Below are 25,866 nucleotides of genomic sequence, written 5' to 3' on the forward strand. Positions count from 1 at the left end.
TTGAATGAGTCTCATTCACAAAATATTAAATTCCCGTTCAGATGATGACGGGAATTTTTTTTTGTTACTCAAAAAAATACTCGGGTTTCAGCCTAAAGAACTCTACTTTTACAGAAAAGCCTTTACGCATCGGTCCATGAATAAAAAGGATAATGATGGAAATTCCTTAAATTATGAACGATTGGAGTTTCTGGGAGATGCGATGCTGAGTGCAGTGATCTCCAATTATCTTTTTAAACAGGTACCCTCCGGAGATGAAGGATACCTTACAAAAATGAGGTCTAAGGTAGTAAGTAGAGAACATCTGAACGAGCTGGGAAAAGACCTGGGTCTTATTACCTACCTGGAAAGCAAGATCCCCAAGAAGAACTTCGGAGATAATATTCACGGAAATATGTTTGAAGCCCTCGTAGGGGCCATTTTCCTGGACAGAGGATATAACTACTGTGCGAAGTTTATCAGGAAAAGAGTGATCATTCCTTATATAGATATTGAAAAACTGGAAGGTAAGATCATCAGCTATAAGAGCCTGCTGATAGAATGGAGTCAAAAAGAAAAAAGGACCTTTAATTTTGAGGTCTATGAGGATAACGGAAATGACCCCGTTAAACATTTTGCCGTTAAGCTTTCACTGGACGGAAAAGTAATCGCCAAGGCCCGTGCAACTTCAAAGAAAAAGGCGGAAGAAAGAGCTTCCAAAAGGGCATATTATGTACTTCAGGAGCATATAGAGATCAAATAAAAAGCAACGGAAGATTACTAAATCGTTTTCGTATTTAAATTATTATTAAACAAAGAGTTAAAAGTTGTTTAGTGTGCTGTAGTGCCCTATATTTACATTTCCATGTAAAATTATATGGCTATTCACAGAATATTAGATGATTTTTATCAACCCAATTACACCCTGATCGCCATCCATAGTTATTTGGAAGATTACCGCTTGGCCTATTTTTTAAATTTGTATTTAAAAGCTAAGTTCCAGAAAGCCAGATATAGTATAGATTTCGATAACCAGGCATCCTATTCGCTTTTTGAATGGGAAGATATTTACCTGGATACCGAATGGAGCCTGATCTCAAATACTTCTGTTACTGAAGTTGAAACGGATACGGCAATAGGTTTATTTGAGAGCAATACCGCAACGGTTACTAATTATTTGATACCGGAACATAAGAATGTAGATTACTTTTTGAAGATATCTAACGAAGATAATTTCACAAAGACAGGAGATACCCTGGAGAAGATCAAGAAGATCTCCCAGGTAACCACAGCATATATGTTAGACCCAAACCAACTAAAATCTAAGAACAATTTAATTTTTTAAGGAATGCCCAATAGAAAGAAGACGAAAATTGTTGCAACACTCGGACCCTCAACCAGCAAAAAGGAAATCCTGAGGAATATGATCGAGGCCGGGGCGAATGTATTTCGCATTAATTTTTCCCATGCAAATTATGACGATGTAATAGAACGTATAGATATGATCCGCTCCCTGAATGAGGAATTGGGGCAAAATGCAGCTATCCTTGCCGACCTCCAGGGGCCAAAGCTCCGTGTAGGGGTAATGTCTGAGGAGACCGTGGTGAATGTAGGAGACGAGATCACCTTTGTTACAGGTGAGGAATTCAAAGGAAATTCTGAGCGTGTTTATATGAACTACTCTGCTTTCCCCAAAGATGTAAAGGCCGGAGAGAAAATATTGCTGGATGACGGAAAACTTATCTTTGAGGTAGTAACCACCGACGGAGAATCGGAGGTAAAAGCCAAGGTATTACAGGGCGGGCCACTAAGATCGAAAAAGGGAGTAAACCTGCCGAATACGGATATCTCATTACCCGCACTGACCGAAAAAGATGTTAAAGATGCCATTTTTGCCATAGAGCAGAAAGTAGACTGGATTGCCCTGTCTTTTGTAAGGCACAGCCAGGACCTTATGGCGCTTCAGAAACTGGTAAAGGAACATTCGGAGCACAAGATCCCGATCATTGCCAAGATCGAAAAACCCGAAGCGGTAGAAAATATAGATAAGATCGTTGCCTATTGCGACGGACTTATGGTAGCCAGGGGAGACCTTGGAGTGGAAGTTCCTGCACAGGAGGTACCGCTTATTCAGAAACAATTGGTACTAAGAGCCAAAAAAGCACGTATTCCGGTGATCATTGCTACCCAGATGATGGAGAGTATGATTACCAGTCTTACACCTTCCCGTGCTGAGGTGAATGATGTTGCTAATTCCGTAATGGACGGAGCAGACGCAGTGATGCTTTCCGGAGAGACTTCGGTAGGAAGCTACCCGGTTCAGGTTATAGAGCGTATGGCAAGTATTATAGAAAGCGTTGAGCATTCTTCCCTGATAAAAGTTCCGCAGGAACCTCCTCATATCAGGACCAAAAGATATATCACCAAATCGGTGTGTTACCATGCCGCTCTGATGGCCAATGAGATCAAGGCAAAGGCAATTTCAACCCTTACCAATAGTGGATATACCGCTTTTCAGATCTCGGCCTGGAGGCCCAGCGCACACATCTTGGTGTTTACATCCAACAAACGTATTCTTACTCAGCTAAGTCTCTTATGGGGAGTAAAAGCCTTTTATTACGACAAGTTTGTAAGTACTGATGAAACGATAGAAGATGTGAACCGTATTGCCTGCCAGAAAGGTTTTCTGGATGTAGGCGATATGCTGGTAAGTCTTGCAGCCATGCCTATTCAGGCAAAAGGAATGGTAAATACCCTGAGAGTTACCGAAATAGAAAACTGTACCTTTTAAGAAGATAGAACATAAATAAAAGAGAGGTTGTCTGATGGCAACCTCTTTTTTTATTTTATTTTTTATGATAGGGAGTATAATTTTCCCATTCCCATGGGGTAAAAGTGTCGGCGATAGTAACTTCTAGTAATTCTTTAAAAATACCTTCTCCGTTATCGCTATTGGTCATTATTAAAATACCTTTTCCGGCGCGAGGGAAGACAATGGAATAATGCTGAAAGCCATCTCCGTGCCCTTCTTTAAAGGCAGCTGGCCCGTATGGAGTTTCAAGCAAGCCCCAGCCCAGTCCGTAACTCAATTTAACCTTGTCATTTAAGGTAGAGTCCTTCTGCGCCAATGGCCCGAATTGTTTTATAGAACGTATCCTAATTTGAGGCCGGAACACCTCTTCCCAGGATTCTTTGCTGATGATCTTCTGCTGAAAGACAGCTTGCAGAAATTTAGTGTAATCTTCGGAAGTCGTTTCCAAAGTGCTGCCACTCCTGGGTTCATTATCAGTATCCTTGGAGTGCAAATTACCTATAGTCGTATGCCCATAGGCAAAATCCTTTTCAAAGGAGGTATTCCACTGATAGCTTGAACGGGTCATCCCCAAAGGAGCGAATATTTTTTCCTGAGCCAGGTCTTCGAGTGATCTGTTGAGTATTTTCTCAAGAACTACCTGTAAATACACAAAACCTTCTCCCGAATAACTATACCTGCTTCCGGGCTCAAAATGCACCCGTAGTTTATGATCAGGCTCAAACCACCTCCAGTTATTGAAACCGGTGGTATGGTCGAGACACATACGAGCCGTAATTTTATGATATAAAGAATCTTCCTTTAAAGTAGAAAAGTCATCATGCCACCTGGTTTGGGGTTGGTATTCATAGATCTTTTTAGGGAGGTACGATTCCAGAGGAGTGTCCAGATCAATGATGTTTTCTTCTACCAGTTTCATTACAAGTACAGAAAAAACAGCCTTGCTAAGAGAAGCTCCGTACATATTTGTCGAATCGGTCAATGCCAGCTTTTTTTCATAGTTCTTATACCCGAAATTCTTTTGAAACCTTATTTCCTTATCGTCGAAAATGCTAACTGCCATTCCATGCACCTTGCCATCGTGCATAAGCTGTTCAATCTTCGCATTAAGGGAATCAATCGTGATCACAGATCCATCCAAACGGGTAATGTGTGCCTGAGGGTCTGAGGAAACACAGCTGTTGAGACTTAGTGCCAGAAAGATCAGCACCCCTGCTTTGTTTAATATTTTCTTCTTTCTCAGAAACGGGAATGCCAGCGGATAAAAACACTTCTGATGGTTGATCGCATATATTAAATTAAGAATGGTAACTATAGCAGCATACGGAAATACGACAATAAACATAAAAAAGCCAAGCCCGGGAATAGTGACCAGGCCAATAAGAGAAAGAACAAATAGAATGGTCATACTGATCTGAAAATTAACAACAGCTCTTCCATGCCTGTCGTATAAGCTGTTGTCTTCTCTTTTGTGTATCCATAAAAAAAGAGGGAACAGAACATTACAAAAGGGAATAATAAGACCGATAATGGGAGTACCATGTATCAGTAAAAGCCATTTTTTTTGAATGGATTCCTCCTTCGGATCTTCCAGGCCCAACAGATCGTCTATCTCGATTTCAAGGGCCGAAGCGAGTAATTTTACCGTTTGTAAATGCGGATTTACTTCTCCCTTTTCAATACGCTGTATAGTGCGTATGGTAACCTGGGTCTTTTCCGATAATTCTTCCTGGCTATAACCTTTAAGTTTACGTTGATAAACCAGGTTCTTTCCAATTAATTGATTTTCCATTAAACTGATTTTTTGATCGGAATAAAGGTATGATCTATCTTCTGGTTTTTTTACGACATTTAAGTGTCACCTATCTGTCATTTACAGCTATTACAGGGCTGGGCACAGTTTTCTTTCGTCTATAACAAATGTAATCGATTTGATTTTAAAGATACATTGAAAGTTTCGGGATGCTTTAAGCTGCCCTCTCAAAGGCGATAAAATTGATGAGTTTTCCCTTTTTGTTATGAACAGGATAAGCTTCAATATGGCAGGTGTAGGGCGTGCCGTCTTTTTTATAATTAAGCAACTTAACGTCGAATGGCTTTTCTTCCTGTATGGCTTCCTTTATATATGCTATCGTGCCCTTATCGGTTCCTTCTCCCTGAAAGATCTTCGGAGATCTGCCGATGAGTTCTTCGCGTTTATATCCGTTGAGCTCGGAAACATTATAGGAGGTGTACACGATCTCGCGGGATGGATCGGTAAGGATGATGATCCTTTCCCTTTCGTAGAGCTCCTTTTTAAAATCCCATTTTATTTTCCAGCTTTTGGAAAGCCCGTTAAGGTGATTAAGATCACTGGAAAGTTCTGCAAATTTAGTATAGGCTTCGCTGTAAATATCCCAGGAAAGCAGGGGGAGGTATTGATATTTTTTCCTTGTATAGAATTTGCCGGCTGCCTCGTCGTAGGTCTTTAATTCACTCATCAGATAAAAATGTTCAGGCTTAATTTATTCACTAAACTAAGAGTTTATTCTGTAAGATGAATATTATTAACGCTTTTGTTTAACAAAAAGTTTTTAAGAGAGTTTTTGCTGTTAGGAAAGTTAAACACTGATTAAAGAGCTTTTTCAAAAAAGTGGGAATTTTATTTCAATTTTGTACATTTGAGATTATCATCCGATGCCAGTAGGCTGGCTTTGTATTAAAATCCGATTGCCGATAGGTCGGCTTAAACAAGCCATCTCTTTAGGGAGGTGGCTTAATAATTTATGTAATGAGCAGAATTAAAAATCAAACTTTAACTGTACGGAAACCGTTTTTTCCTCATCCGGGCTTTCCTTGTCTTCATCTCCTCCGGTATTGAGATTGGCCAGGGAGATCCCAAGCAATCTAACAGAGTTCTGCATTTTTTCCTGGTATAGAAGTTCCCTTGCGGTTTCCAGGATAAGGCTTTTATCGGAGATAAAATAATTAAGGGTCTTACTTCGTGTTTGCAGGGTAAAATCGCTGTATTTGATCTTCAGGGTAATGGTCTTACCCGATATCTGATGTCGCTCCAGTCGCCTTGCCAATTCGCTTGCGATCTTTTCAAGCTTTTCCATCATAAACACTTCACTGGTCAGATTATCGCTAAAGGTGCGTTCGGCAGCAACCGATTTCGGGGCGCGGTTGGGCTTTACCTCACTTCTGTGAATACCCCTTACCACGTCGTAGTAAAAGACCCCGCTCTTTCCGAATTGCGCTTCCAGGAATTCCAGGCTTTTGGCCTTCAGGTCCTGCCCGGTAAAGATGCCCAGTTTAAACATTTTCTCTGCTGTTACCTTCCCTACCCCATAAAACTTTCGTATTTCGAGGCTCTCAAGGAACTCCGGGACTTCTTCTGGGTTTACAGTTTTCTGTCCGTTGGGTTTATTGTAATCGCTGGCTACCTTGGCGATGAATTTATTAACGGAGATCCCGGCAGAGGCCGTAAGTCCTACCTCCTCTAGGATCCGCTGCCTGATCTCCCGGGCAATAAGTGTTGCCGAAGGATTTCCTTTTTTATTCTCTGTCACATCCAGATAAGCTTCATCCAGGGAAAGGGGTTCTACCAGGTCGGTGTAATCATAGAAAATGGCGCGGACTTTTTTGGAGATCTCCCGGTAGCGGTCAAAACGGGGAGGAACGAATATCAGGTCGGGGCATCGCTTCTTTGCCAGGGCACCGCTCATGGCACTCCTTACCCCGAATTTCCTCGCTTCATAACTCGCAGCAGAAACTACTCCGCGTATTTCTCCTCCACCCACAGCGAGGGGTTTTCCCTTGAGTTCCGGATTATCCATCTGCTCTACGGAAGCGTAGAACGCATCCATATCTACATGAATAATTTTACGTAAAGAAAAACCGGACTCCATCCTGTAAAATTAATTAATGTTTGTGTCTTTTAGGAATACAGTGCCGCAATTGTTATTCCGTTTTAAATTTCAGTATTTTTAAGGGTTGAATTTTTCCAGCTGCTTATGATAGAAATAGAGCGAAAGTTTCTGATAAAATCCGATGCATACAAAAAGGAATGCCCGGCAGGAATACGTATCCAACAGGGCTTTTTAAGCACAGACCCTTTGAGGACGGTCCGGATCAGGCTTAAAGGAGATAAAGGCTTTATCACCGTTAAAGGAAAGTCTAATATCAGTGGGACCAGCAGGTTTGAATGGGAAAGGGAAATCCCGAAAAACGAAGCGGAACAGTTACTGAAACTGTGCCTTCCGGGAATGATCGATAAGATACGTTATGAGGTGAAAACAGGTAATTTTGTTTTTGAGGTTGATGAGTTTTTAGGAGAGAACAAGGGCCTGGTCATTGCCGAGATAGAACTTTCTTCGGAGGAAGAGGATTTTCCCCGGCCCGACTGGCTGGGAGAAGAAGTAACCGGCCAGACCAAATATTACAATTCACAGCTCAGTAAACTTCCGTTCGGTAAATGGTAAGCAACTATTTTAGTTAACTTTAAAAGAGAATAATACCATCAAATGATCTATAAAGTCTGGCAGCCGGATCTTCCGCTTTCCGATTATATAAAGGAAATGGTGTATCACAAAGGGCATCGTCCTTCGCATACCAAAGACCGCTTCCTTCCCGACGGGACCCTCAACCTGGTTGTCGATCTGCAGGATGAGCCGAAATACATCTACGATAATCTTAACCTGGAAGAAAAACAAAAATGCGAAAGAGCCTGGTTTTCCGGAATGCATACCGAATACCTGACCATTAGCTCCGGAATAGATGCCGAAATGATGGTAGTTACCTTTAAGGCAGAAGGGAGCTTTCCTTTTGTCAATACCCCTCTTCATGAATTCAGCAATAAGGTGGTGGATGCCGAACTTGTTTTTGGTGAAGATATCCTCAGTTTAAGAGAAGAGTTAAAAAGTGAAAGCAAACCGGAGGTTAAGTTCAAACGTATGGAAGAATGGCTGTTATCGGCCAGGAAAGAAGTGGTATTTTCCGGAGATGTGATCCCGCAGCTCGTGCAGCAGATCCGGGAAACACCTTCTGAAGTCAATCTTAAGGACATTGCAGAAAGATCGGGCTATTCCCAAAAACAGTTTATCCATTTGTTTAAAAAGTACGTGGGCCTCAGTCCTAAACAATATCACAGGATCGTCCGCTTTAATGAGATACTGGAGATGATCTACGGTGAAAAACAAATAGAATGGGCCATGGTGGCTGCTTCCTGCGGGTATTTTGATCAGGCACATTTTATTCGGGATTTTCAGGCATTCTCCGGACTCAATCCTAAAAAATATATCACAGATCAGGGCGATTACAGGAACTATGTTCCCCTAAAGTAAATTTTTTACAATGGGTTCTGATGGTAAATCAGTTCTTTTGTTGCTATCTAATCAAAAGTCAGAACTATGGAAAATATAACGATCAACCATTTTGCGGTACTGGCCTGTGCTGCAGCAAACCTTCTTGTGGGAGCCGTTTGGTATTCTCCGGTACTTTTCTATAAGGCCTGGAAAAAGGAAAATAACCTCACCGATGACCACTTTAAAGGACTTAATTTTGGAAAAATGTACACCATAAGCTTCCTGCTTTCCCTGATAATCTCGTACAATATGGCTTTTTTCCTTGGCGATGCAACTACCGACTGGAAATGGGGCCTTACAGCTGGATTCCTGACCGGCTTCGGGTGGGCTGCGACCATCTTTGCCGTTATAGCTTTGTTTGAACTCAAGTCCTGGAGGTATATCCTGATTAACGGAGGTTATATTGTTTTTTATTTTTCACTAATTGGATTTATATTAGGGATATGGAGATAAGAACTAAAGCAATCGGATTCATTTTGTTCTTCGCTCTTCTTCTGCTATGCGGATGCGGGCAACAGGAAAATTATAGAATTGCCTATAATGTACTTGAAGACGAAGAGGCAGGCGATTATGAGATCTATATCATGGATACCGATGGTAAAAACCAAAAGAATATCAGTAACAATAAAGCGGTAGACTGGGTGTATTACGCCTATGAAGACAAAATATACTTTCTCTCCGACAGAAACGAATGCCAGCGATGTTTATATCTCTATGAAATGGATGCAGACGGCGGGAACGTAAAGAGAATAACCGATTTTAAACTGGCAGATAGCTGGTTTTCCAGCAGGAAGAGAGGCACAGAGTTTATCGTAAGACCCAAGGAAGCTGAAGATGCTTCTTTTTATATTATCGATCTGAAAGGAAATATCCTTGAGCGAATTAGGATTGAACTTCCCTATGTAAACTCCCCGGCTTTTTCTCCCGATGGAAAGAGCATTGTTTTCCGCGGGGCAAATAAAAGCTCAGCTCTGGAACCGGGTTTTTCCGACGAACTTTATGTGATGAAACTCAGTGATAACAGGCCCAGGCAAATTACCTTTTATCCTGAAAAGGACAGCCTGACTGCATGGTCCGGATATCAGGCGGGGGCACCCCGATGGAGGGCAGACGGGAAGATCACTTTTGCTTCCAGGAGAAACGGGAATTACGATATTTATGAAATAGATGAAGAAGGAAACGGAATGACAGCTGTATCGCCAACAGAGAACAACCAGGTATTTCATGACTGGCTCCCCGACGGAACTCTTATCTTTGAAGCATCGATGAATAACAGGGACGGTTATGAACTCTTTATGCAGCAGGCAAACGGAACTCTTATTCAGTTGAGCAGAGATAGCATTGAGCAGTATGCTCCGGTATTTGTAAAATCGCATTAAAACTATAAACTAATGAAAAGAACAGTATTTTTTCTTTCGGCACTTTTTCTTCTTTCCTGCGGGAATCAGCAAAAACAGGAAGAGGAGTCAAACAAAACCGAGATCGTTGAGATTGAGGAAACAAAACCATCTGTAGAAGCTTTAAAAAAGGAGCTTACCGAAAAAGGATATCAGATCTTTGATTATGTAGATGAAAAAACCAAAGATACCTTCCTGATGCAGCAGTACTTTATCGCTTTCCTTAAACGTGGACCCAATCGTTCTCAAAGTAAGGAGGAAGCCGATAGTTTACAAAGGCTTCACCTGGCACATTTGGGCCGTATGTATGAAGAAGGTTATGCCGATATTTCCGGTCCTTTTGGGGATGACGGAGATATAAGGGGTATTACTATCTACAACACTCCAACTCAGCAAATGGCAGATAGCCTGGCCAATATGGACCCTATGGTAAAAGCCGGAAGACTGGTTATTGAGATCCATCCGTGGTGGGCAGCAAAAGGCTTTCCGTTGCGTTAAGAGATCTCCCGAAAAGGTGTTAAAAAGCTGAGAATTTTAGTTAAAACAGAAGTTACGGGTGTAATTTCCTCAGTGGAGCCGCTACTCAATTAATATAAAAACAAGTAATATTATGAAAAGTAGCAGTGTACAAACTATCGACAAAGAACAAATAAAGTTTCTTAATTTTCCTCATGAGGAGGTACTGGCTTCCAAGAAGGACCAGCATAACAGATGCCTCGATATAAAAAGAGCTATGAGTCTCGGGAACCTGGAGCATCAGAAAGTCAGGATCCTGTTCGTCGATAACGAAGGCTTTAAAAAAGTAGAGACCACTATCTGGGGAGTAACCGACAGGGCCGTGATCCTTAAACAGTCTACCATTATCCCTCTGGAGCGTATTTTATACGTCTATTAACTATTTTTCCCGGCAATACAGTCGGGTTTTATTTTATGACGGTAATTTTCTGCAGCTCGATTACAATTTCTTCAATATTCTGAACCTCTCCGTTATAGGTGGCCGATACGGCAGTAAAAATTGAGACCCCACATATTCCGGGTTCTACTGTGAGGTTTAGATTCAGGATATCGGTTTCGGTATCGCTTAATTCAATTCTGAATTCATTATCTCCGCTCTCACCCATTAGCGTGAGAAATATCAGGTTTTCAAAAGAAGTGTCTTCAGGCCCGGTAGCTCCCCCAACGTTAAAATCGTTAAAGAAAACCTCAATGTCTTCACGGACATAGGTTCCGTTCTCAATAAGGTTATTGCCCTGATCATCTACCAGTTCAATAAAGAATAACTGAGGGGCAAAACTTATCAGAGCGCAGTCTAAATCATCGGAATTATCACATGAAATAAAGAGAAAGAGGCAGAGTAGAAGGCTTATTTTTTTCATCGGATTGCTTTATTACGAGATGCAGGCTCTCCGGAAAGGTTGCTTATTCAATCTCAATATTTCTCGTAAGCTCATTTCCAAGTTCGTCCAGTACGGTAATAAGGTGTTTTCCTTTTTCGGGAAGTACTTCCAGTTCGTGAAAAGTTGTGGTCTGTCCGATAAATTGCTGATCCAGATACCAGAAAACTGCAGTCTCGGGCTTGGAATGGGCAATGCGAAGTACCAGGGGATTTACTTGCCCGTTAAAATCTTTGGAAAGGCTTATTCTCCCGTTTTCCTTGGGATAGATAAAATCCATGCTGATATCACCTTCATTATAGCAATCGCTGCGGAAAGGAGGTAAGCTGCGGTATGCAGCATTTTTATTCCTGAAGTAGTATTCCATCAGAGGAGGCAGAACAAACCAGGATTCTTCCTGTATATTGGAAACCTCCTCACAGGAAGAGTTTACCCTGTACTGTTGCTGACTGTCCAGATGTATAAGCCGGTGATACGGGCAGGCACAGCTTCGGGTTCCTGCTATCGGAATAAGGGTATTGGTTTTAGGGCAGATAGAAGTGGCCAGGAAACCGCTGTTCCGGCAAACTTCAGCTTCGGTTAATTCGTCGTAGGGAACTGCAAACCACTCCGATCTGGGAAGTACGTCAAACACGTCAAACAATACAGGTGCAGCACTACTAAGCCCCGTAAGTTTCGGCCTGCCTTCACCATCTGCATTTCCCACCCATACACCTACCACATAATCTCTGGTAAGACCAATGGCCCAGGCATCCCTGTTCCCGAAACTTGTGCCTGTTTTCCATGCGATCTCCCTGGAAGAATCGAAAAATTCCCAGGCCTCATTTCCCTCCGGCCGGTTTACTTCTTTCATGGCCTCGAAGGTCAGGTAGATACTGCCTGCATCCAGCAGTGTTTTTTCTGTGGTTTTATTCCCGAAATCCGGTTTATGTCCTGCAAGAAAGTTGGGCTCGGTAAACTCATTATTAAAATACTCACTGGAACTTTCGGTATAATGGTTTAGGGTAGAAGCCAGGGAGGCATAGGTCTTACAGAGGTCCCATAAACTAGCTTCGGCTCCGCCCAGGATAAGGCTCAGGCCGTAATGATCTGCCGACTTGTTAAGATCTTCAATCCGAAAAGCCTTAAGCTGATCCCTGAAGCGTTCAAGTCCGTAGGACCTGAGCAAACGCACTGCGGGAACATTTAGCGAGCGGGCTAATGCTCTTTTTGATTTGACAGCCCCGTCGTATTCCTCTTCGAAGTTCTGAGGGCTGTAACCGGCAATCTGAGTTGGTACATCGGCCACCAGCTGATCGGGTAATAGCTCTCCCGCATCCAGCATAGCGGCATACAGAAAAGGCTTCAGAACACTTCCGGTACTTCGGGCTGCATTGATATTATTTACATCTTTCTGATGATCCTTATCAGTTTGGGTGTTCCCGACATACGCCAGGACATTCCTGTTGTGAACATCTATAACGAGCACAGCAGCATTATGGATCTGGTTTTGTTTGAGTTGCTCGTAATGCTGGCTCAGGATATTATTTACATTCTGCTGAAGCTCCGCATCCAATGTGGTACGATGCCGTTTCCCTTTTTCCGTTTTACTAAGCTGCTGCAAAAAATGCGGTGCCATACGGGGTAATGGAAAAGGTTTTTGAGGCAGGGGTTCCTGAATGGAAAGCTGATAGGTAAGCGAATCTATGACCTCTTTTCCCAGGAGTTTTTGAAGGAGCCTATTTCGTTTCTGAAGCAGGCGCTCCTGGTTTTTTCCGGGATAGATAAGGCTGGGAGCATTGGGTAATACCGCCAGGGTAGCACTTTCGGCCCAGGAAAGCTGATCAGGACGGAGTCCGAAATACCGCCAGGCTGCCACGTCCAGGCCTACTACGTTTCCTCCGAAAGGGGCATAGGAAGTATAAAGCCTGAGGATCTCTTCTTTGGAATAACGTAACTCTGCCCGGGTAGCCTGTATGAGTTCTATGACTTTTTCAAAATAGGTTCTCTTTTTTCCTTTTCTGGAAAGCCGGATCATCTGCTGAGTGAGGGTACTTCCCCCGCGAACTGTTTTTCCGGCCCTGACGTTTTCCCTTAAGGCCCTGGCAATGGAAATCGGGTTAAAACCGGGATGTCGATAAAAATACTCGTCTTCAAAATGAATGATGCATTGCCTGAACTTTTCAGGGATACTATCAGATTTGGGAAAGCGCCATTGTCCGTCCTCTGCTATCTGAGCTCCGAGTAATTGTCCGTCCTCTGTTTCAATAACCGTAGAAGTGGGGTCGTTAAACAACTGTTTAGGCAGGCAGAAGTAATAGGCAATAAGCAGGCTCACGATCAATATCGACTTTACTCTATGTTTTTTGATATAGGAAAAAATGTGGTTCACCTGAATATTGGAAGCCTGAAATTATTGCTTTTATCTAAAATACGAGTTAGATATGAGACTTGGGATATCCGGGATAAGATTTTTAAAGGAATATTATGATTTCCGGTTTTGGGGGCTTAGTCCTTTTTATAATAGGATCGCTTCTTCCGATGCTTATCGGAATCGCGATGACACTACAAAAAGTCATTGCGAACAAAGTGAAGCAATCTTACAATCCCAAAACCAGAGATATTAGAAGCTAATAGCTAACAACTAACTGCTAAGAGCTAAAACCAAAATCACTTTACCAACACTCCTTCTACTTCCATAACCGGAATTTCCCGAAGGGCGCGTTCGTTGATAGTGTTTTTTCTGAAGATATATTTCTTTTCATAGAGCTTGTCATCAGCAAAAAAAGTAACATAAAACTCATTGTTTAGTTTTAGTACATCTTCCTGCATCAGCTCTATTTTTTCGAAGGATTTTGCTTCAACCTTCCCGATACCGTGCCTCATGGTCGAGGTCTTTATATCTGAATCATAACCTTTAGAGACGATCAGTACGGTTTCGATAGGTGTATCCCTGTCGTTAATGATATAGGCGTTCCAGTCTTTCGACAGGAATTCCTCATTCCATTCGTGTACCACCGCTACATAAACATCATTAACAACGGGAATTTCAATATCCTTTTTCACTCAATCTGATTTTAAAAGATAATTATAAAGCCGATTTAAATTGCTCCAGGAAGCGGATATCATTTTCACTGAACATCCTGATATCGGAGATCTGATACAGAAGCAGGGCAATCCTGTCTATTCCCATTCCAAATGCAAATCCGGAGTATTCCTTGGAGTCGATCCCGCAATTCTCAAGAACGTTAGGATCTACCATTCCACATCCCATGATCTCCAGCCATCCGGTTCCCTTGGTCATCTTATAATCGGTTTCTGTTTCCAGCCCCCAATATACATCTACTTCGGCACTGGGCTCCGTAAACGGGAAATAAGAAGGGCGAAGTCTGATCTTCGATTTACCGAACATCTCCGTGGTGAAATACTGAAGGGTTTGCTTCAGATCGGCAAAGGAAACATCCTTATCTATATAAAGACCTTCCACCTGGTGGAAAAAGCAGTGTGAGCGGGCGGAAATAGCCTCATTTCTGTACACCCTTCCCGGAGAAATGGTCCTGATAGGCGGTTTGTTCTCTTCCATATATCGTACCTGTACGGAAGAGGTATGTGTTCTTAGCAGTATATCGGGATCGGTCTGAATAAAGAAGGTATCCTGCATATCCCTTGCCGGATGGTATTCCGGTAAATTAAGGGCAGTAAAGTTATGCCAGTCATCTTCTATTTCAGGACCTTCCGAAACATTGAAGCCTATTCTCGAGAAAATATCGATGATCTGGTTCTTTACAATAGAGATCGGATGACGGGCTCCTAATTCTATAGGCTCTCCCGGCCTTGAAAGATCTCCGTAGATTCCCTTTTCATCTGCCTTGTTTTCCAGCGCATCATTAAGGCTGCTAACTTTTTCGTTAGCTGCTGTTTTTAGCTGATTGATAACCTGACCAAACTCCTTCTTCTGCTCATTAGGTACATTCTTGAATTCGGCAAAAAAGTCATTTAGAAGACCTCTTCTCCCCAAATACTTAATCCTGAATGCTTCAATGGCTTCCTTGTTGTCTGCATTAAATTGCTCAACTTCAGCAATATGTTCCTTGATCTTATCAATCATCACAAAAAATTTTTGAAGGGCAAATTTAAGGAATTCTTCAGATTAGTGCTGTTGAAGGGCAACAATTTTGTCCTTAAAAATAAAAGAGATCAGAAAATGAACGGCAATTCCCCCAAATAAATGCCATAACCAGTGTGTTCCCATGTAGAAAACAGAGGTATCTATAAAGAGATCGATACTCCTGAAAGAGAGAGCAATGACAAAGCTACTCAATGCGAGAAAGATCAGATGCTTGTTCTTCCATTTCTGAAGATAGAGATAGCGGAAAAGAGGAAATAAAATAGCCAGCGCTAGGGTTCCGTAACCGATTATATTTTTCAGAAAGGACATGATAGGAAGCTGATCTGCCGAAAAAGATACCAGGAAAGGAAAGGCAATAACCATGGTAATATATTGTGGTCTTATCTTTAGCTTTAGAAAAAAGTAGAATGAAACCGCCAGGCATAAAAGCACGATAGGTACCCAATCCATCAGCAGCCATACTTCATGACTTCTGCTGGCGTGGTAGATGGTGCCTCCTATATAACCAATGAGGAGAACAGGCAGGCTGAAAGCCAGAAAACCGTGATGCCGGACATCTTTATAGATCCTGAAGGACCAATACAGTACAATGGCAAGGAATATAAGATTGCTGGCCGTATTCCAGGGTTCGGCAACTAATCTACCTTCTATAGTTTCTCTGTAAATGGGGCCGCTGTCATTTGGAAATTTAAGAATCATTATCTGTCCGCATTAGCTATCCGCATTATAGTCGGAAATAAGGCGGAAACTTTTCAGTCAATAAGTTCTTTCTCTATAAAATACTGTACAATAGCCTCCTTCATTAATACCGATTGCTCTCCGGCTTTAAGAGTCGGAAGGGCTTCCTTAAGCGTATAGTGTGGCCAGCCTTCTTCATCGAAGTAATCGAATTCATAATAACCGTAAGGCTCCAGGAGGCGACAGATAGCAATATGCATCAGGTTGAGTTTTTCGTCCTTTTTAAAGGCCCTGTGTAATTGCCCGAGTTCCTGAACTCCGATAAGATAGATAATGGCGTCGAGGTCGAGTGTATCACCCTCTGCAAATTGGGCTGACAATTTCTTCACCACCTGTTCCCATTGTTCTTTTAAAATTTCGTCTCTTGCCATTGTTTTTTTGAAAGTCACAAAGGTACAAACTAGATATATTGCAAAAGCTTATATTTGTTAAAACTTGCTCTAGAATGAACTTTATAGATTTAATTTTAGGAGGCCTGATCCTCTTCGGACTGGTTCGCGGATTCATCAAAGGACTCTTTGTAGAGGTGGCTTCTCTTGTAGCCCTGATAGCCGGAATTTACGGGGCCATCCATTTCTCATATTTTGTAGGGGGCTACCTGGCGGAACAGGTAGACTGGGATGAGAAATACATCAATCTTACTGCTTTTGCCATCACCTTTATCATTATTATCATAGCTATTTCATTTGCAGGGAAGATGCTGACCAAAATGGCCGATTTTGCTGCCTTGGGTATGGTCAATAAACTTCTGGGCGGAGCTTTTGGCGCAATAAAAGTAGCTGTCATCCTGGGAGCCGTACTGGTATTTTTTGACCGTACGAACAACACCATCGGATTTATAGATGAGGAAACTACGGATGAGTCCGTTCTTTACCACCCGGTCCGGGACCTGGGTGCATTTGTATTCTCCAAAGTGTTGCAGGAAAAGCGAGAATATGAAGAAAACCAGTAACGCCTAAGGCGCTACCAGTTCTGTTTCTTCGTGTTTAACATTAACTTTTACCCAGTTAACACATTCCTTAAAAGTTTCAAATAAATGATCTTCCGGCACCAGGTCGGGAACAATATCTATACTCCTTAATCGGTACAGAGGTTGTCTTTTTATTCCGACGATCAGTGGTGTTACTCCCTTATCAAGAAGGTCGATCAGAACATCTTCAAGGGTAAATAAACCGGATTGATCTATATAAGGAACTTTGTCCATCCGGATGATTATATGATTTGCCGTCTTCGGGATCTTGGACATAGTCTGCTGGAAATCGTTGGTGTATCCAAAAAAGAGCGGCCCGTTAAGGTGCTTGATGAATACTTCTTCCTTAAACTTTTTAGGGAAGTTCAACTCATCTATCCAGGGTTCTTCTCCGTTACTTTCCTGAAGGCTTTCCACTCTGGACTCATCAGTGGTCACGTCTCCCATCTTCTTCATAAACATAAGGGCAGAAAGTACCAGTCCGATACCTACGGCAATGATCAGATCGAGGAAAACAGTAAGCAGGAGAACGGTAATCATTACCACTGCATCTGTTCTCGGCATTTTGTGAATTACCTTCAAACCTTTATAATCCATTACCCCGATCCCGACAGTTACCAGGATACCTGCAAGGACACTTAAAGGAATATAGGAAGCATAGGGCCCGAGTACAAGAACGATCATTAAAAGAACGATCCCGTGAATTACCCCGGAAACTTTTGTCTTTCCACCGGCATCTATATTTACAATAGTCCTGATGGTAGCTCCTGCTCCCGGAATTCCTCCGAAAAGTCCGGCAATACTGTTACCGATACCCTGACCCACCAGCTCTTTATTACTGTTGTGTTTGGTTTTGGTGACATTATCTGCTACCACAGAGGTAAGGAGGGAGTCAATAGCTCCCAGACCTGCCAGTGCAGCAGCTGTTGCTATATAAGGAATGAAGGCCGTAAGATTGAATTCCGTAAAGACCTCAAAATGGAGGGCTGGGAATCCGCTCGGGATAACACCTTTATCGCTTATGATAAGAACATCCAGGTTAAAAATAAGGGTCACAGCGGTGATGACAATAAGAGCCACCAGGGCACTTGGTATCTTTTTGGTGATCTTCTTAAAACCGTAGATAATGATAATGGTCGATAAGACCAGAATAAATTCCAGCCAGTTGATGTTTTTGGCTGCTCTTCCGAAATATTTCAAAGAGCCTACCACTCCTCCGGTATCATTTTTAGCCAGATTTTCGGCTTCCGTCTGGATCTGGTCCGGAGAGATCTGTTCGGCTCTGGAAATGGTTTCCCTGAAATCTTCCAGCACCAGCACTCCTTCATTTGCCTCTTCTTTTAAAATATTTTCCAGGATCACTTCCTCTGCATCGGCCTTAAAACTTGTTACCAGTTCCTCATCCTGAGTTGGCTGATAACCGAAAACAGAGAATATCTGGGTAATCAGAATGATGACCCCGATCCCGGTCATAAAGCCGGAGACGACCGGATAGGGTACATATTTTATGTACTGCCCCAACCTGAGGACCCCTAACACGATCTGAAACAGACCTGCCAGGATAAAGACCCCGAGGATTAGCGGGAGGGATTTTTCAACATTTCCGTTATTGGCAGCCAGAATAGTGGCAACAAAAGCGGCACTAACTACGGTCATCGGTGCTGTAGGCCCACTTATCTGAGTACAAGTACCTCCGAAAACCGCTGCAAAAATACCGATCAGAAATGCTCCGTAAAGCCCGGCTGCGGCTCCGAGTCCTGATTGAACCCCGAAAGCCAGAGCCAATGGCAATGCCACAATGGCTGCGGTAATACCTCCAAAGGCATCTCCTTTTATATGTTTGAAGAGATTTTTCATCTTTTTAAAGTTTTAGTTATATAGGTTGGTATTTATATAACGAAGGAAGATGAGTATCAGCTTTCAAAGAAACTTACTGCTCCATTGCTGATATCGTACATACCTCCGATGATAATAATTTCCTTATTATCTTCCATCTCTTTGAGGATGGGACTTTCTTTTCGTATTCTATCTATGGTCATATGAACATTTCGGACAGCTACGTCATTTACAAAATCTATGTTTTGGGAATTTCTCTGGGCCGGATCACTTGGCTCTGTAACTGCTGCTACTGCAGGTTTTATTTTACTGATAAGAGCGGTGAGGTTCCCCATTTGGGCATCGTCGCAAGCGCCTTTTACTGCTCCGCAGCTCGTATGACCTAAAACAAGGATAAGACGGGTACCTGCCAGTTTACTGGCAAATTCCATACTTCCGAGGATATCTTCATTTACAAAATTCCCCGCCACTCTGGCGCTGAAGATATCTCCTACTCCCTGGTCGAAGATCAATTCTGCAGATACTCTGGAATCGATACAACTTAAAACAGTAGCAAAAGGGAATTGCCCTCCTTCGGTATCTCTTACCTGCTCAAGGAGATCTCTGTCTGCTTTCTTATTTTCCTGGAACCGCTGGTTCCCTTCTTTTAGTAATTGTAATGCTGTTTCCGGTGTAATTGCTGCTTGAGTTTCTTTTGTGTGTGCTTTCATTTGATCTTTATATAATTATTTCAGGACCAAAAAATTTCTCAGAAATTTTCAGATCACTGCTTTGTATTAAAAGTCTGTTTTACGGTATTCTGCGGTGAGAACCGGCTAAAGAATCGTTTAGCCCTTCTCCCTAAAAGGTAATCATTCAGGAAAGAATAATTAAATAAGATTATGATTCCCGGATTCCGGGGGAGGAAGAAATATATCCTGGAAAATATTTAAATAGCGGAGGGATTGCTCCGATAAATGTTCTTTGTAATTAGGACTGGAATACGAACTCAGCTGAAGGGCTTCGGCGAGAAAGACTTCCTTGATATCGGTATCGACTTTAAGATCGTCTTTGCCTTCTTCTTCTCCGTTAAGATCCCGATAGAAACTAAGCTCTACAGGATTATCACTGATAAGAATAACTACCACAGGAGCAACAACCGAAAAAAGGAAGTTAGCCAGAAATAAAATCGTAAGTAAGCGTTTTCTCATCCTATGGGTCCATTTAAGAGCATAAAAATAACAGTCTGACGGTAAATTAGCGTTAAATTACTTATAAATTCTTTAATTCCCTAATGTCCTCAGAAGATATCCAACCTATTTTACCATCGGCCAGTTTTATTTTCTTCCACCCGTTCAATTCTGCTGTTACATTGACTTTCGTTCCCTCGTGAAGTAGAAATACATTCTCTCCGCGATCGTTAGGCTCTGACTTCACGGCAGATTCAATAGCAAAGACAATTGCGGGTCTGTCATTCCTGACTGCGTTGTATTCGTGAAATGCCATGGAAACAGACAGGACACACAGAAAAATTGCAAGGATACTGGTAATAAAGAAAAGTCTTTTAAGGTTTTGTTTAAAGGAAAAATAATAAAAGAGAAAGGTAGCTACAAAAAGGATCATAAATACGATAGAAAGGACAGCCCAGGTATCATATGAAAGCCTTCCAACGCTATTCTCCACCATTTTGGCAATACCGGTCTGAGGGAGTGTTTCAATGGCGTCTAAGGTCATATTCTGAGCAAAGGCCATGTTGTTCCTGATATCCTCATCATTCGGAGCCAGCAATAATGCTTTTTCGTAATAATAGATCGTGGGAGCTACGTGATTCAGTTTGTAATTGGCATTCCCCAGATTAAAGTAAAGTTCTGCAGAATGCTCTCCGCTTTCCAGTATCTTTTCGTATTTGTTGATGGCACCCTCATAGTCTCCTTCATTATAAAGTTTATTGGCTTCTTCAAAAAGGGCCGTATTCTGTCCCGAAGCAAAAAATGAAATAAACAATATGGCAAAAAATAACTTCTTCATCTTATTGAATTTGCTTGTCAATTTGGGAAATAACTTCTGCAGCTTTGTTGTAATCATGTTGGATAGTCACTTCGGAAGCAGGGGTATACCTTGCCAGTTCACAGCTTTCCAGAAGGGAAATAAAGTTAGTGACCGTTTCTCCGCTTACTTTTCGCGAAAGCAGCAGGTCACTTATCTTTTCCTTACTGAACTCTGAGGTTTCTATATGAAGTTTAGCCTTGAGATAATTGTGCAGGGCCCTTTCCAGGGATTCGTAAAAGAGTTCTTTTTTTCCGATGGCCTTTTTGGCTTCGGATAAGTATTTTTTGGCCAGTTTATTGGCTTTTTTGATCCTGTTCCCGGCAACATCTGCCTCCATAAGTTTTTTCTTTTTCCCTACTACAATAGCTATCGGAATGATAAGTAACGGAAGTAGCAACAGGGAATAAAACAAATTGGACTTAAAGAGATCTTTCTTTTGTACTGGCTGTAAATTAGGATTCAGCTTAAGGAAACGGAACTGATTCCCGGCAGTAACCACGGCCTTTTTATTAAAACCGGGAGAGCTTATGGGAGCTCCCGTAACTCCGGAGCCTACAGGGCCTTCAAAAACGTTGATCAGGATCTCCTGCGATTTGATCGTTTTATATTTTTCTTCTTTAGGATCGAAATAAGAGAAGGAAACACTCGGAATAGGGTATTTACCTCTGAACTGAGGCACGATGGTATAGTTATCGGCTACCTTTCCTTTGGTTCCCGTAAGGTTTGTGCTGACATTGGCATCGAACTTGGGCTCATACACTTCCAGCGAACTGGGCAGATTGATCTCGGGCAGCTCAAATAACTTTAGATTTCCTTTCCCGTTCACCTCTACTTTAAGCTGCAGGGATTCCGTAGCTTTCAGATCGGTTTTGCTGGGAATGACATTAAAATCGAAACTTCCCACTGCTCCCGAAAAGCCTTCCGGTTTTCCGGACGGAAGTTCTTTAACCCTGATGGTTCTGTTCCCGGCAGATACGGTCTTATGGGTTTGTGTATAAATTCGCCCGCCGAAAAAGTCACGTCTGTTGGTAGGTACATCTACCGTAACATCCAGGGAAAGAGGTTCAATACTCAGTTTTCCTGTTTTCTGCGGATAGAGGACCACTCTTTTTAGCACGACATAGCGATAGGATCTTCCTTTATAGGTGCCGTTCTCTATCTTCCACCTCTTGATGGGGAGATCCTGGCTCCAGAAATTATTGTATTTGGGATTGTCCAGTTGCCTGAAGTCGCTTACGTTTATATTAGGACTTACATACAGCTTGTAAACTACACTTACCGCTTCGTTCAGGAAGGGGCTTTGTTTGGAAACTTCAGCCACCAGATGCAGATTGTCATCGGCAATGTCATCTGCTGTTTTTGAGTCGCTTGGTTTTTCAACAGCTGCGGTCACTTCTATTTTTATAGGAAGTGTTTTAAATATTTTACCTTCAATTTCTACGGTGGCCTGCTTAATGGTAAACTTCCCTCTTGCCTTCGGAGTAAGGATATAGGAATAGGTCTTGGAAAGGCTCTTTTTTCCGTTCTGATAAACCTGACTGATAGATTGCTGCGGGCTGTTTACACGGAAGCCTTCAAAACTCGGGGGAGTAAAATTATCGCCATCCTTGTTCATAGTAAACTCGATAAGAAGTCTTTCGTTAATACCGAGTTTTTCCTTGCTAACCTTGGCCTCAAACACAACTCCATCCTGTGCCAGGGTAACAAAAACATTTAAGAATGCTATTATTAGTAAAAGAACTTTTTTCATTGTTTAAGTATTGAAATGACAAAACCTGCCGGCCTTTCATTTCAATGTATTTATTAGTTTACCAATCCTTTTCTCTTTTGGTGGGCTTACCTTTTAACTTTTTGGCATTAAGCTTTTTCTGCACCTTTTTCTCTTCATTATTCATAGCTTCCAGCAAGTTTTTTACCTGTTGAGGTGAAAGTTGATTGGGTCTGGGTTTTCCTTTCTGATCTTTGGGCTGATCTCCTCCCTTGTTTTTATCTTTTTTGTCTTCCTTCTTATCTCCTTCACCATCCTTGTTCTCATCGGGTTTCTTTTCTCCGTCTTTCTTGTCGTCGTTCTCTCCTTCTTTATTCTGATCCTGATCTTTCTTATCGTCTTTCTTGTCCTTCTCTTCGTTATCTCCTTCTTTTTTGTCCTGGTTCTGATCTTTGTTCTGATCCTGGTTCTGGTCTTTATTCTGATCCTTATTGTCCTTGTTCTGGTCCTGCTGCTCTTTCTGCTTTTGTTTGGCCAGGGCCAGGTTATAACGGGTCTGGTCGTCTGTAGGATCGTTGCGAAGGGCTTCCTTATAGGCTTCTACAGCTTTACCGAATTCCTTGTTTTTCATAAAGACATTCCCCATATTATGGAAAGCCTTGTGTTTCTGGGTCTTTGATAAAGCAACATCTCCGGCCTGCTTGAATCTTGAGAAAGCTTCACCCAGACTGTTTTCGCGATAATAAGCATTTCCGAGATTGTATTTTGCAGTGGCATTTTCCCCGTTCTTGGAAATAGCCCTTCTGTAATTAGCCTCGGCATCTATAAATTCTTTATTGGCCAATTCCTTGTTCGCGTCATACACATAATTATTGGCTAGTTTGGCCGCTTTTTGCTTGGCCTTTTCCTCTTTATTCTGGGAAAAAGCAAAAGAAGTCGTCAAAATGAGAACAAGAAGTACTAATTTCTTCATAATCAGGATTCTTTTTCGTTAAACAAATTCAACCGTTGTAACCAGGCTGTTTTCCTGTCGAGCAGGAAAATATCCAAAAATAATAATAATATGGCACCGCCAATAAACCATTGGAACTGATCCTTATAGTCGGCAAACTGTTTGGATTCAAATTCCTTTTTGTCCATTTGCGTGAGAAGCTCCGTTACCTTTTCCACTACCTCTTCGGTATTCGCGCCATCTATATAGGCTCCGTTCCCGTTATCGGCAATATCCTTCAGGATCTTTTCATTCAGTTTGGTAATTACAACTTCTCCGTTCTGATCTTTTTTATAGTTCGATACTATTCCGTTTATCTTTTCGGGGATCACACTTCCTTTAGCGGTTCCCACACCAATGGTATATATCCTTATCCCTTCTTCGACTGCATCCTCAACTGCATCGATCGCCCTCTGAGAGTGATCTTCTCCGTCCGAAATGATAAACAATACCCTGTTGGTCTGTTCTTCATCATTATAATAGGTCTTGGCCAGATCTACAGCTTCATCAATAGCTGTTCCCTGAGAAGACATCATATTGGTGTTCATGCTTTGCAGGAACATCTTTGCCGCGGCATAGTCGGTGGTGATCGGTAATTGAGGGAAGGCCTGTGCGGCATATGCAATGATACCTACACGGTCGCTTCCGAGCTGATTAACGATCTCCGAAACCAGTCTTTTTGCCTTTTCCATTCTGTTGGGAGCAATATCTTCTGCCAACATACTCTTGGAAACATCTACCGCAAATACGATGTCAACACCCTCTCGTTTAACGGTTTCCAGTTTGGTCCCGATCTTCGGATTTACCAAAGCTATTGCCAAACTAGCAAAAGCTAATGAAATAACAATGAGTTTTAAGATAGATTTAAAAGTAGAATAGTTAGGACTCAGCTTTTTTAGAAGTGCCCTGTCGGCAAATTTATGCTGTGTTCTGCGTTTCCATACCTGTAGCGCCAGAAACAGGACTACCAGCACCGGAATGATGAACATTACATAAAAATATATTTTTTCCTCTAGTTGATACATGCTCAATTTTAAATTAAAGTGTCATTTAACTGAAGCTGTTCAGAAAAACCGATCAGTTTCAGTTTTACCTCTTCCGGGATCCCGTTCTCCTCCACCCAGCTGTGTACATCTCCCAGGTAATTCATCCCTAAATAATTTGCACTTTCCGTAAAAGGCCTGTTAAAACTTGCTATGGCCTCTTTATCCGAACCACAGCTAATTAAAGCCATGTTCATTCCTCTCAGTTTCCTTCCTGTTTCCTTTTCCTCGAAAAGAAAATCCGAGATCCGGTCCAGGAATACTTTCAACAAACCACTCATGCTATACCAGTATACCGGAGTAGCAAAGACAATAGTCTGATAATTGTTTACGATCTCCTTGAAAAGCCCATTAAAATCATCTTCGTTCTTAAGCTCATAATCAAAATGGTTGATCTTTTTTTCATTCAGATCAATAATATCAAAAGAGGTATGCTCCTGCAACAGAGACACGATCTTTGCCGTATTTCCATTACTTCTGGAACTTGCCTGTATGATCACTCCTTTTGCCATTCTAAATAAAACTTCTGAAGATCGTATACCTCAAAGCTAATTCCATCATAAGCAGTAAACCTGCCAGGATAGCGAGAGGTCTGAATTTCTCTTCGTAATTAGTATATTTAAATTCTTCTATTTCGGTTTTTTCCAGTTTATTGATCTCTTCGTAGATCTCTTCCAGTTTTTCATTATTGGTTGCCCGGAAGTATTTTCCTCCTGTAACTTCTGCCACTTCGGTAAGGAGTTTTTCATCGATCTCCACATCCCTGTAACCGAACCTGAAACTTCCGTCCAGATTATAAGCTACCGGTGTTAGAGCCATCCCGTTACTTCCCAGTCCGATCGTATAGGTTTTGATCCCGAATTCCACAGCGAGCTCAGAAGCGGTCTGAGGCTCAATAAAACCGGCATTATTAACCCCGTCTGTCAGTAGGATGATCACCTTGCTCAGGGCCTTGCTTTCTTTCAGGCGGTTTACCGAAGTTGCCAGCCCCATTCCGATGGCCGTACCGTCTTCGATGATCCCGTGATTTATTTCATTCAGAGCTCTGAGTACAATAGATTTATCGCTGGTGATCGGGGTTTTGGTAAAGCTTTCTCCCGAATAGACCACCAGGCCGATCCTGTCGTTAGGACGCCCTTTGATAAACTCGGAGGCTACCTCTTTCAAGGCTGAAAGCCGATCGGGTTTAAGGTCTTTGGCCAGCATACTTGAAGAGACGTCTATTGCCATAACAATATCGATCCCCTTTGTGGTTTTGGTCCTGGTAGATACATCTTTGGTCTGCGGTCTTGCCAGGGCCGTTATGAGTGCTGTTAAAGCGAGTAATCTAAGAACATATAAAATAGGCTTTAGTTTGGGAAGAATTGAATTTCCTGCTTTAAAACCTTTTATACTCGATATCTTTAAAGAAGCACTGTCTTTTTTTCTGTTGAAAATATACCATACCATTGCCAGTGGAAGCATTAAAAGCAACCAGAAGAATTGAGGATTGGCAAATTGAATATTTTCCAGCATAA

General features: G+C 42.0%; 28 protein-coding genes. 10 read left to right on the forward strand and 18 right to left on the reverse strand.

All coding sequences use genetic code 11. From position 1 onward, the window contains the following. Positions 1-4 precede the first annotated feature (4 nt). The 3 genes from rnc (at position 5) to pyk (ending at position 2,770) form a co-directional block, all read left to right on the forward strand. A complete protein-coding gene (gene rnc, locus GWK08_RS12755; protein ID WP_163607605.1) occupies positions 5-742 on the forward strand; it encodes a ribonuclease III in 738 nt (245 codons plus the stop codon). 114 nt (positions 743-856) lie between these two features. Beyond that, entirely contained in the window at positions 857-1,324 is a 468-nt protein-coding gene (locus tag GWK08_RS12760) for an IPExxxVDY family protein (RefSeq protein ID WP_163607606.1), read from the forward strand. 3 nt (positions 1,325-1,327) lie between these two features. Next, positions 1,328-2,770 (forward strand): pyruvate kinase, encoded by a 1,443-nt coding sequence (gene pyk / locus GWK08_RS12765; RefSeq protein WP_163607607.1) that lies wholly within the window; start codon positions 1,328-1,330, stop codon positions 2,768-2,770. A gap of 55 nt (positions 2,771-2,825) precedes the next feature. On the opposite strand, the gene GWK08_RS12770 is transcribed toward pyk, so the two are convergent. The 3 genes from GWK08_RS12770 to dinB all read right to left on the reverse strand — a co-directional run bounded on the left by GWK08_RS12770 (position 2,826) and on the right by dinB (position 6,681). Next, on the reverse strand, positions 2,826-4,583 hold the full coding sequence (locus GWK08_RS12770; RefSeq protein WP_163607608.1) for a serine hydrolase: 1,758 nt from the start codon (positions 4,581-4,583) through the stop codon (positions 2,826-2,828). Positions 4,584-4,758: 175 nt separating this feature from the next. Then, positions 4,759-5,271: a PAS domain-containing protein gene (locus GWK08_RS12775; protein WP_163607609.1), complete on the reverse strand. Its 513-nt coding sequence runs from the start codon at positions 5,269-5,271 to the stop codon at positions 4,759-4,761. Between the two features lie 300 nt (positions 5,272-5,571). After that, entirely contained in the window at positions 5,572-6,681 is a 1,110-nt protein-coding gene (gene dinB, locus GWK08_RS12780; RefSeq protein WP_163607610.1) for a DNA polymerase IV, read from the reverse strand. A gap of 105 nt (positions 6,682-6,786) precedes the next feature. Here dinB and GWK08_RS12785 point away from each other — a divergent pair, with 105 nt between their 5' ends. From GWK08_RS12785 to GWK08_RS12810, 6 genes are all read left to right on the forward strand, one after another. Next, positions 6,787-7,254, forward strand: a complete 468-nt coding sequence (locus GWK08_RS12785; RefSeq protein ID WP_163607611.1) for a CYTH domain-containing protein — start codon at positions 6,787-6,789, stop codon at positions 7,252-7,254. Positions 7,255-7,296: 42 nt separating this feature from the next. Further along, positions 7,297-8,115, forward strand: coding sequence for a helix-turn-helix domain-containing protein (locus GWK08_RS12790; RefSeq protein ID WP_163607612.1), 819 nt, complete (start codon positions 7,297-7,299; stop codon positions 8,113-8,115). 66 nt (positions 8,116-8,181) lie between these two features. Then, positions 8,182-8,589, forward strand: coding sequence for a DUF1761 domain-containing protein (locus GWK08_RS12795; RefSeq protein WP_163607613.1), 408 nt, complete (start codon positions 8,182-8,184; stop codon positions 8,587-8,589). Then, positions 8,580-9,515, forward strand: a complete 936-nt coding sequence (locus tag GWK08_RS12800; RefSeq protein ID WP_163607614.1) for a TolB-like translocation protein — start codon at positions 8,580-8,582, stop codon at positions 9,513-9,515. The genes GWK08_RS12795 and GWK08_RS12800 overlap by 10 nt, the downstream gene beginning before the upstream one ends. 12 nt (positions 9,516-9,527) lie before the next feature. Further along, the gene (locus GWK08_RS12805) at positions 9,528-10,031 is read left to right on the forward strand and encodes a YciI family protein (protein WP_163607615.1); all 504 of its coding nucleotides are present in this window, start codon (positions 9,528-9,530) and stop codon (positions 10,029-10,031) included. Between the two features lie 112 nt (positions 10,032-10,143). Continuing rightward, complete coding sequence (locus tag GWK08_RS12810; protein ID WP_163607616.1) at positions 10,144-10,428, forward strand: hypothetical protein; 285 nt, start codon at positions 10,144-10,146, stop codon at positions 10,426-10,428. Between the two features lie 28 nt (positions 10,429-10,456). Here the strand turns inward: GWK08_RS12810 and GWK08_RS12815 are convergent, their stop codons facing one another. The 6 genes from GWK08_RS12815 to GWK08_RS12840 all read right to left on the reverse strand — a co-directional run bounded on the left by GWK08_RS12815 (position 10,457) and on the right by GWK08_RS12840 (position 16,144). Next, positions 10,457-10,909, reverse strand: coding sequence for a hypothetical protein (locus GWK08_RS12815; protein ID WP_163607617.1), 453 nt, complete (start codon positions 10,907-10,909; stop codon positions 10,457-10,459). Between the two features lie 43 nt (positions 10,910-10,952). After that, positions 10,953-13,298 carry a penicillin-binding protein 1C gene (gene pbpC, locus GWK08_RS12820; RefSeq protein ID WP_163607618.1) on the reverse strand — a complete coding sequence of 782 codons (2,346 nt, stop codon included), beginning with the start codon at positions 13,296-13,298 and terminating at the stop codon, positions 10,953-10,955. Between the two features lie 278 nt (positions 13,299-13,576). Then, complete coding sequence (locus tag GWK08_RS12825) at positions 13,577-13,972, reverse strand: hypothetical protein (RefSeq protein ID WP_163607620.1); 396 nt, start codon at positions 13,970-13,972, stop codon at positions 13,577-13,579. 22 nt (positions 13,973-13,994) lie between these two features. Continuing rightward, positions 13,995-15,014, reverse strand: coding sequence for a phenylalanine--tRNA ligase subunit alpha (gene pheS / locus GWK08_RS12830; RefSeq protein ID WP_163607621.1), 1,020 nt, complete (start codon positions 15,012-15,014; stop codon positions 13,995-13,997). Positions 15,015-15,056: 42 nt separating this feature from the next. Next, positions 15,057-15,734, reverse strand: a complete 678-nt coding sequence (locus GWK08_RS12835) for a hypothetical protein (protein WP_204336066.1) — start codon at positions 15,732-15,734, stop codon at positions 15,057-15,059. A 53-nt stretch (positions 15,735-15,787) separates the two neighbouring features. Continuing rightward, a complete protein-coding gene (locus GWK08_RS12840; protein WP_163607622.1) occupies positions 15,788-16,144 on the reverse strand; it encodes a hypothetical protein in 357 nt (118 codons plus the stop codon). 74 nt (positions 16,145-16,218) lie between these two features. On the opposite strand from GWK08_RS12840, the gene GWK08_RS12845 reads away from it, so the two are divergent. Next, entirely contained in the window at positions 16,219-16,725 is a 507-nt protein-coding gene (locus tag GWK08_RS12845; RefSeq protein ID WP_163607623.1) for a CvpA family protein, read from the forward strand. 3 nt (positions 16,726-16,728) lie between these two features. Here the strand turns inward: GWK08_RS12845 and GWK08_RS12850 are convergent, their stop codons facing one another. The 9 genes from GWK08_RS12850 to GWK08_RS12890 all read right to left on the reverse strand — a co-directional run bounded on the left by GWK08_RS12850 (position 16,729) and on the right by GWK08_RS12890 (position 25,864). Continuing rightward, on the reverse strand, positions 16,729-18,600 hold the full coding sequence (locus tag GWK08_RS12850; protein ID WP_163607625.1) for a SulP family inorganic anion transporter: 1,872 nt from the start codon (positions 18,598-18,600) through the stop codon (positions 16,729-16,731). A 56-nt stretch (positions 18,601-18,656) separates the two neighbouring features. Continuing rightward, complete coding sequence (locus GWK08_RS12855; protein ID WP_163607626.1) at positions 18,657-19,289, reverse strand: carbonic anhydrase family protein; 633 nt, start codon at positions 19,287-19,289, stop codon at positions 18,657-18,659. 159 nt (positions 19,290-19,448) lie between these two features. After that, positions 19,449-19,769 carry a hypothetical protein gene (locus GWK08_RS12860; RefSeq protein WP_163607627.1) on the reverse strand — a complete coding sequence of 107 codons (321 nt, stop codon included), beginning with the start codon at positions 19,767-19,769 and terminating at the stop codon, positions 19,449-19,451. A 61-nt stretch (positions 19,770-19,830) separates the two neighbouring features. Continuing rightward, entirely contained in the window at positions 19,831-20,586 is a 756-nt protein-coding gene (locus GWK08_RS12865) for an SH3 domain-containing protein (protein ID WP_163607629.1), read from the reverse strand. Between the two features lies 1 nt (position 20,587). Further along, the gene (locus GWK08_RS12870; RefSeq protein WP_163607630.1) at positions 20,588-22,357 is read right to left on the reverse strand and encodes a BatD family protein; all 1,770 of its coding nucleotides are present in this window, start codon (positions 22,355-22,357) and stop codon (positions 20,588-20,590) included. Between the two features lie 58 nt (positions 22,358-22,415). After that, a complete protein-coding gene (locus GWK08_RS12875) occupies positions 22,416-23,288 on the reverse strand; it encodes a tetratricopeptide repeat protein (RefSeq protein WP_163607632.1) in 873 nt (290 codons plus the stop codon). A gap of 2 nt (positions 23,289-23,290) precedes the next feature. Continuing rightward, positions 23,291-24,331, reverse strand: a complete 1,041-nt coding sequence (locus tag GWK08_RS12880; RefSeq protein WP_163607633.1) for a VWA domain-containing protein — start codon at positions 24,329-24,331, stop codon at positions 23,291-23,293. Between the two features lie 8 nt (positions 24,332-24,339). Continuing rightward, positions 24,340-24,861 carry a flavodoxin family protein gene (locus GWK08_RS12885; RefSeq protein ID WP_163607635.1) on the reverse strand — a complete coding sequence of 174 codons (522 nt, stop codon included), beginning with the start codon at positions 24,859-24,861 and terminating at the stop codon, positions 24,340-24,342. 1 nt (position 24,862) lies between these two features. Then, positions 24,863-25,864 (reverse strand): vWA domain-containing protein, encoded by a 1,002-nt coding sequence (locus tag GWK08_RS12890; protein ID WP_163607636.1) that lies wholly within the window; start codon positions 25,862-25,864, stop codon positions 24,863-24,865. Between the last annotated feature and the right edge of the window lie 2 nt (positions 25,865-25,866).

The organism is Leptobacterium flavescens (genome assembly GCF_010671605.1).
GTDB lineage: Bacteria > Bacteroidota > Bacteroidia > Flavobacteriales > Flavobacteriaceae > Leptobacterium > Leptobacterium flavescens.

Coding starts and splice junctions, on each gene's coding strand:
- GWK08_RS12855 (WP_163607626.1), bottom strand. CDS start 19,289: ATGAAAGCACACACAAAAGAAACTCAAGCAGCAATTACACCGGAAACA.
- GWK08_RS12795 (WP_163607613.1), top strand. CDS start 8,182: ATGGAAAATATAACGATCAACCATTTTGCGGTACTGGCCTGTGCTGCA.
- GWK08_RS12800 (WP_163607614.1), top strand. CDS start 8,580: ATGGAGATAAGAACTAAAGCAATCGGATTCATTTTGTTCTTCGCTCTT.
- GWK08_RS12870 (WP_163607630.1), bottom strand. CDS start 22,357: ATGAAAAAAGTTCTTTTACTAATAATAGCATTCTTAAATGTTTTTGTT.
- GWK08_RS12760 (WP_163607606.1), top strand. CDS start 857: ATGGCTATTCACAGAATATTAGATGATTTTTATCAACCCAATTACACC.
- rnc (WP_163607605.1), top strand. CDS start 5: ATGAGTCTCATTCACAAAATATTAAATTCCCGTTCAGATGATGACGGG.
- GWK08_RS12785 (WP_163607611.1), top strand. CDS start 6,787: ATGATAGAAATAGAGCGAAAGTTTCTGATAAAATCCGATGCATACAAA.
- GWK08_RS12815 (WP_163607617.1), bottom strand. CDS start 10,909: ATGAAAAAAATAAGCCTTCTACTCTGCCTCTTTCTCTTTATTTCATGT.
- GWK08_RS12875 (WP_163607632.1), bottom strand. CDS start 23,288: ATGAAGAAATTAGTACTTCTTGTTCTCATTTTGACGACTTCTTTTGCT.
- GWK08_RS12790 (WP_163607612.1), top strand. CDS start 7,297: ATGATCTATAAAGTCTGGCAGCCGGATCTTCCGCTTTCCGATTATATA.
- GWK08_RS12885 (WP_163607635.1), bottom strand. CDS start 24,861: ATGGCAAAAGGAGTGATCATACAGGCAAGTTCCAGAAGTAATGGAAAT.
- GWK08_RS12850 (WP_163607625.1), bottom strand. CDS start 18,600: ATGAAAAATCTCTTCAAACATATAAAAGGAGATGCCTTTGGAGGTATT.
- dinB (WP_163607610.1), bottom strand. CDS start 6,681: ATGGAGTCCGGTTTTTCTTTACGTAAAATTATTCATGTAGATATGGAT.
- GWK08_RS12845 (WP_163607623.1), top strand. CDS start 16,219: ATGAACTTTATAGATTTAATTTTAGGAGGCCTGATCCTCTTCGGACTG.
- GWK08_RS12835 (WP_204336066.1), bottom strand. CDS start 15,734: ATGATTCTTAAATTTCCAAATGACAGCGGCCCCATTTACAGAGAAACT.
- GWK08_RS12880 (WP_163607633.1), bottom strand. CDS start 24,331: ATGTATCAACTAGAGGAAAAAATATATTTTTATGTAATGTTCATCATT.
- GWK08_RS12860 (WP_163607627.1), bottom strand. CDS start 19,769: ATGAGAAAACGCTTACTTACGATTTTATTTCTGGCTAACTTCCTTTTT.
- GWK08_RS12810 (WP_163607616.1), top strand. CDS start 10,144: ATGAAAAGTAGCAGTGTACAAACTATCGACAAAGAACAAATAAAGTTT.
- GWK08_RS12865 (WP_163607629.1), bottom strand. CDS start 20,586: ATGAAGAAGTTATTTTTTGCCATATTGTTTATTTCATTTTTTGCTTCG.
- GWK08_RS12770 (WP_163607608.1), bottom strand. CDS start 4,583: ATGGAAAATCAATTAATTGGAAAGAACCTGGTTTATCAACGTAAACTT.
- GWK08_RS12890 (WP_163607636.1), bottom strand. CDS start 25,864: ATGCTGGAAAATATTCAATTTGCCAATCCTCAATTCTTCTGGTTGCTT.
- GWK08_RS12840 (WP_163607622.1), bottom strand. CDS start 16,144: ATGGCAAGAGACGAAATTTTAAAAGAACAATGGGAACAGGTGGTGAAG.
- GWK08_RS12775 (WP_163607609.1), bottom strand. CDS start 5,271: ATGAGTGAATTAAAGACCTACGACGAGGCAGCCGGCAAATTCTATACA.
- pheS (WP_163607621.1), bottom strand. CDS start 15,014: ATGATTGATAAGATCAAGGAACATATTGCTGAAGTTGAGCAATTTAAT.
- GWK08_RS12805 (WP_163607615.1), top strand. CDS start 9,528: ATGAAAAGAACAGTATTTTTTCTTTCGGCACTTTTTCTTCTTTCCTGC.
- pyk (WP_163607607.1), top strand. CDS start 1,328: ATGCCCAATAGAAAGAAGACGAAAATTGTTGCAACACTCGGACCCTCA.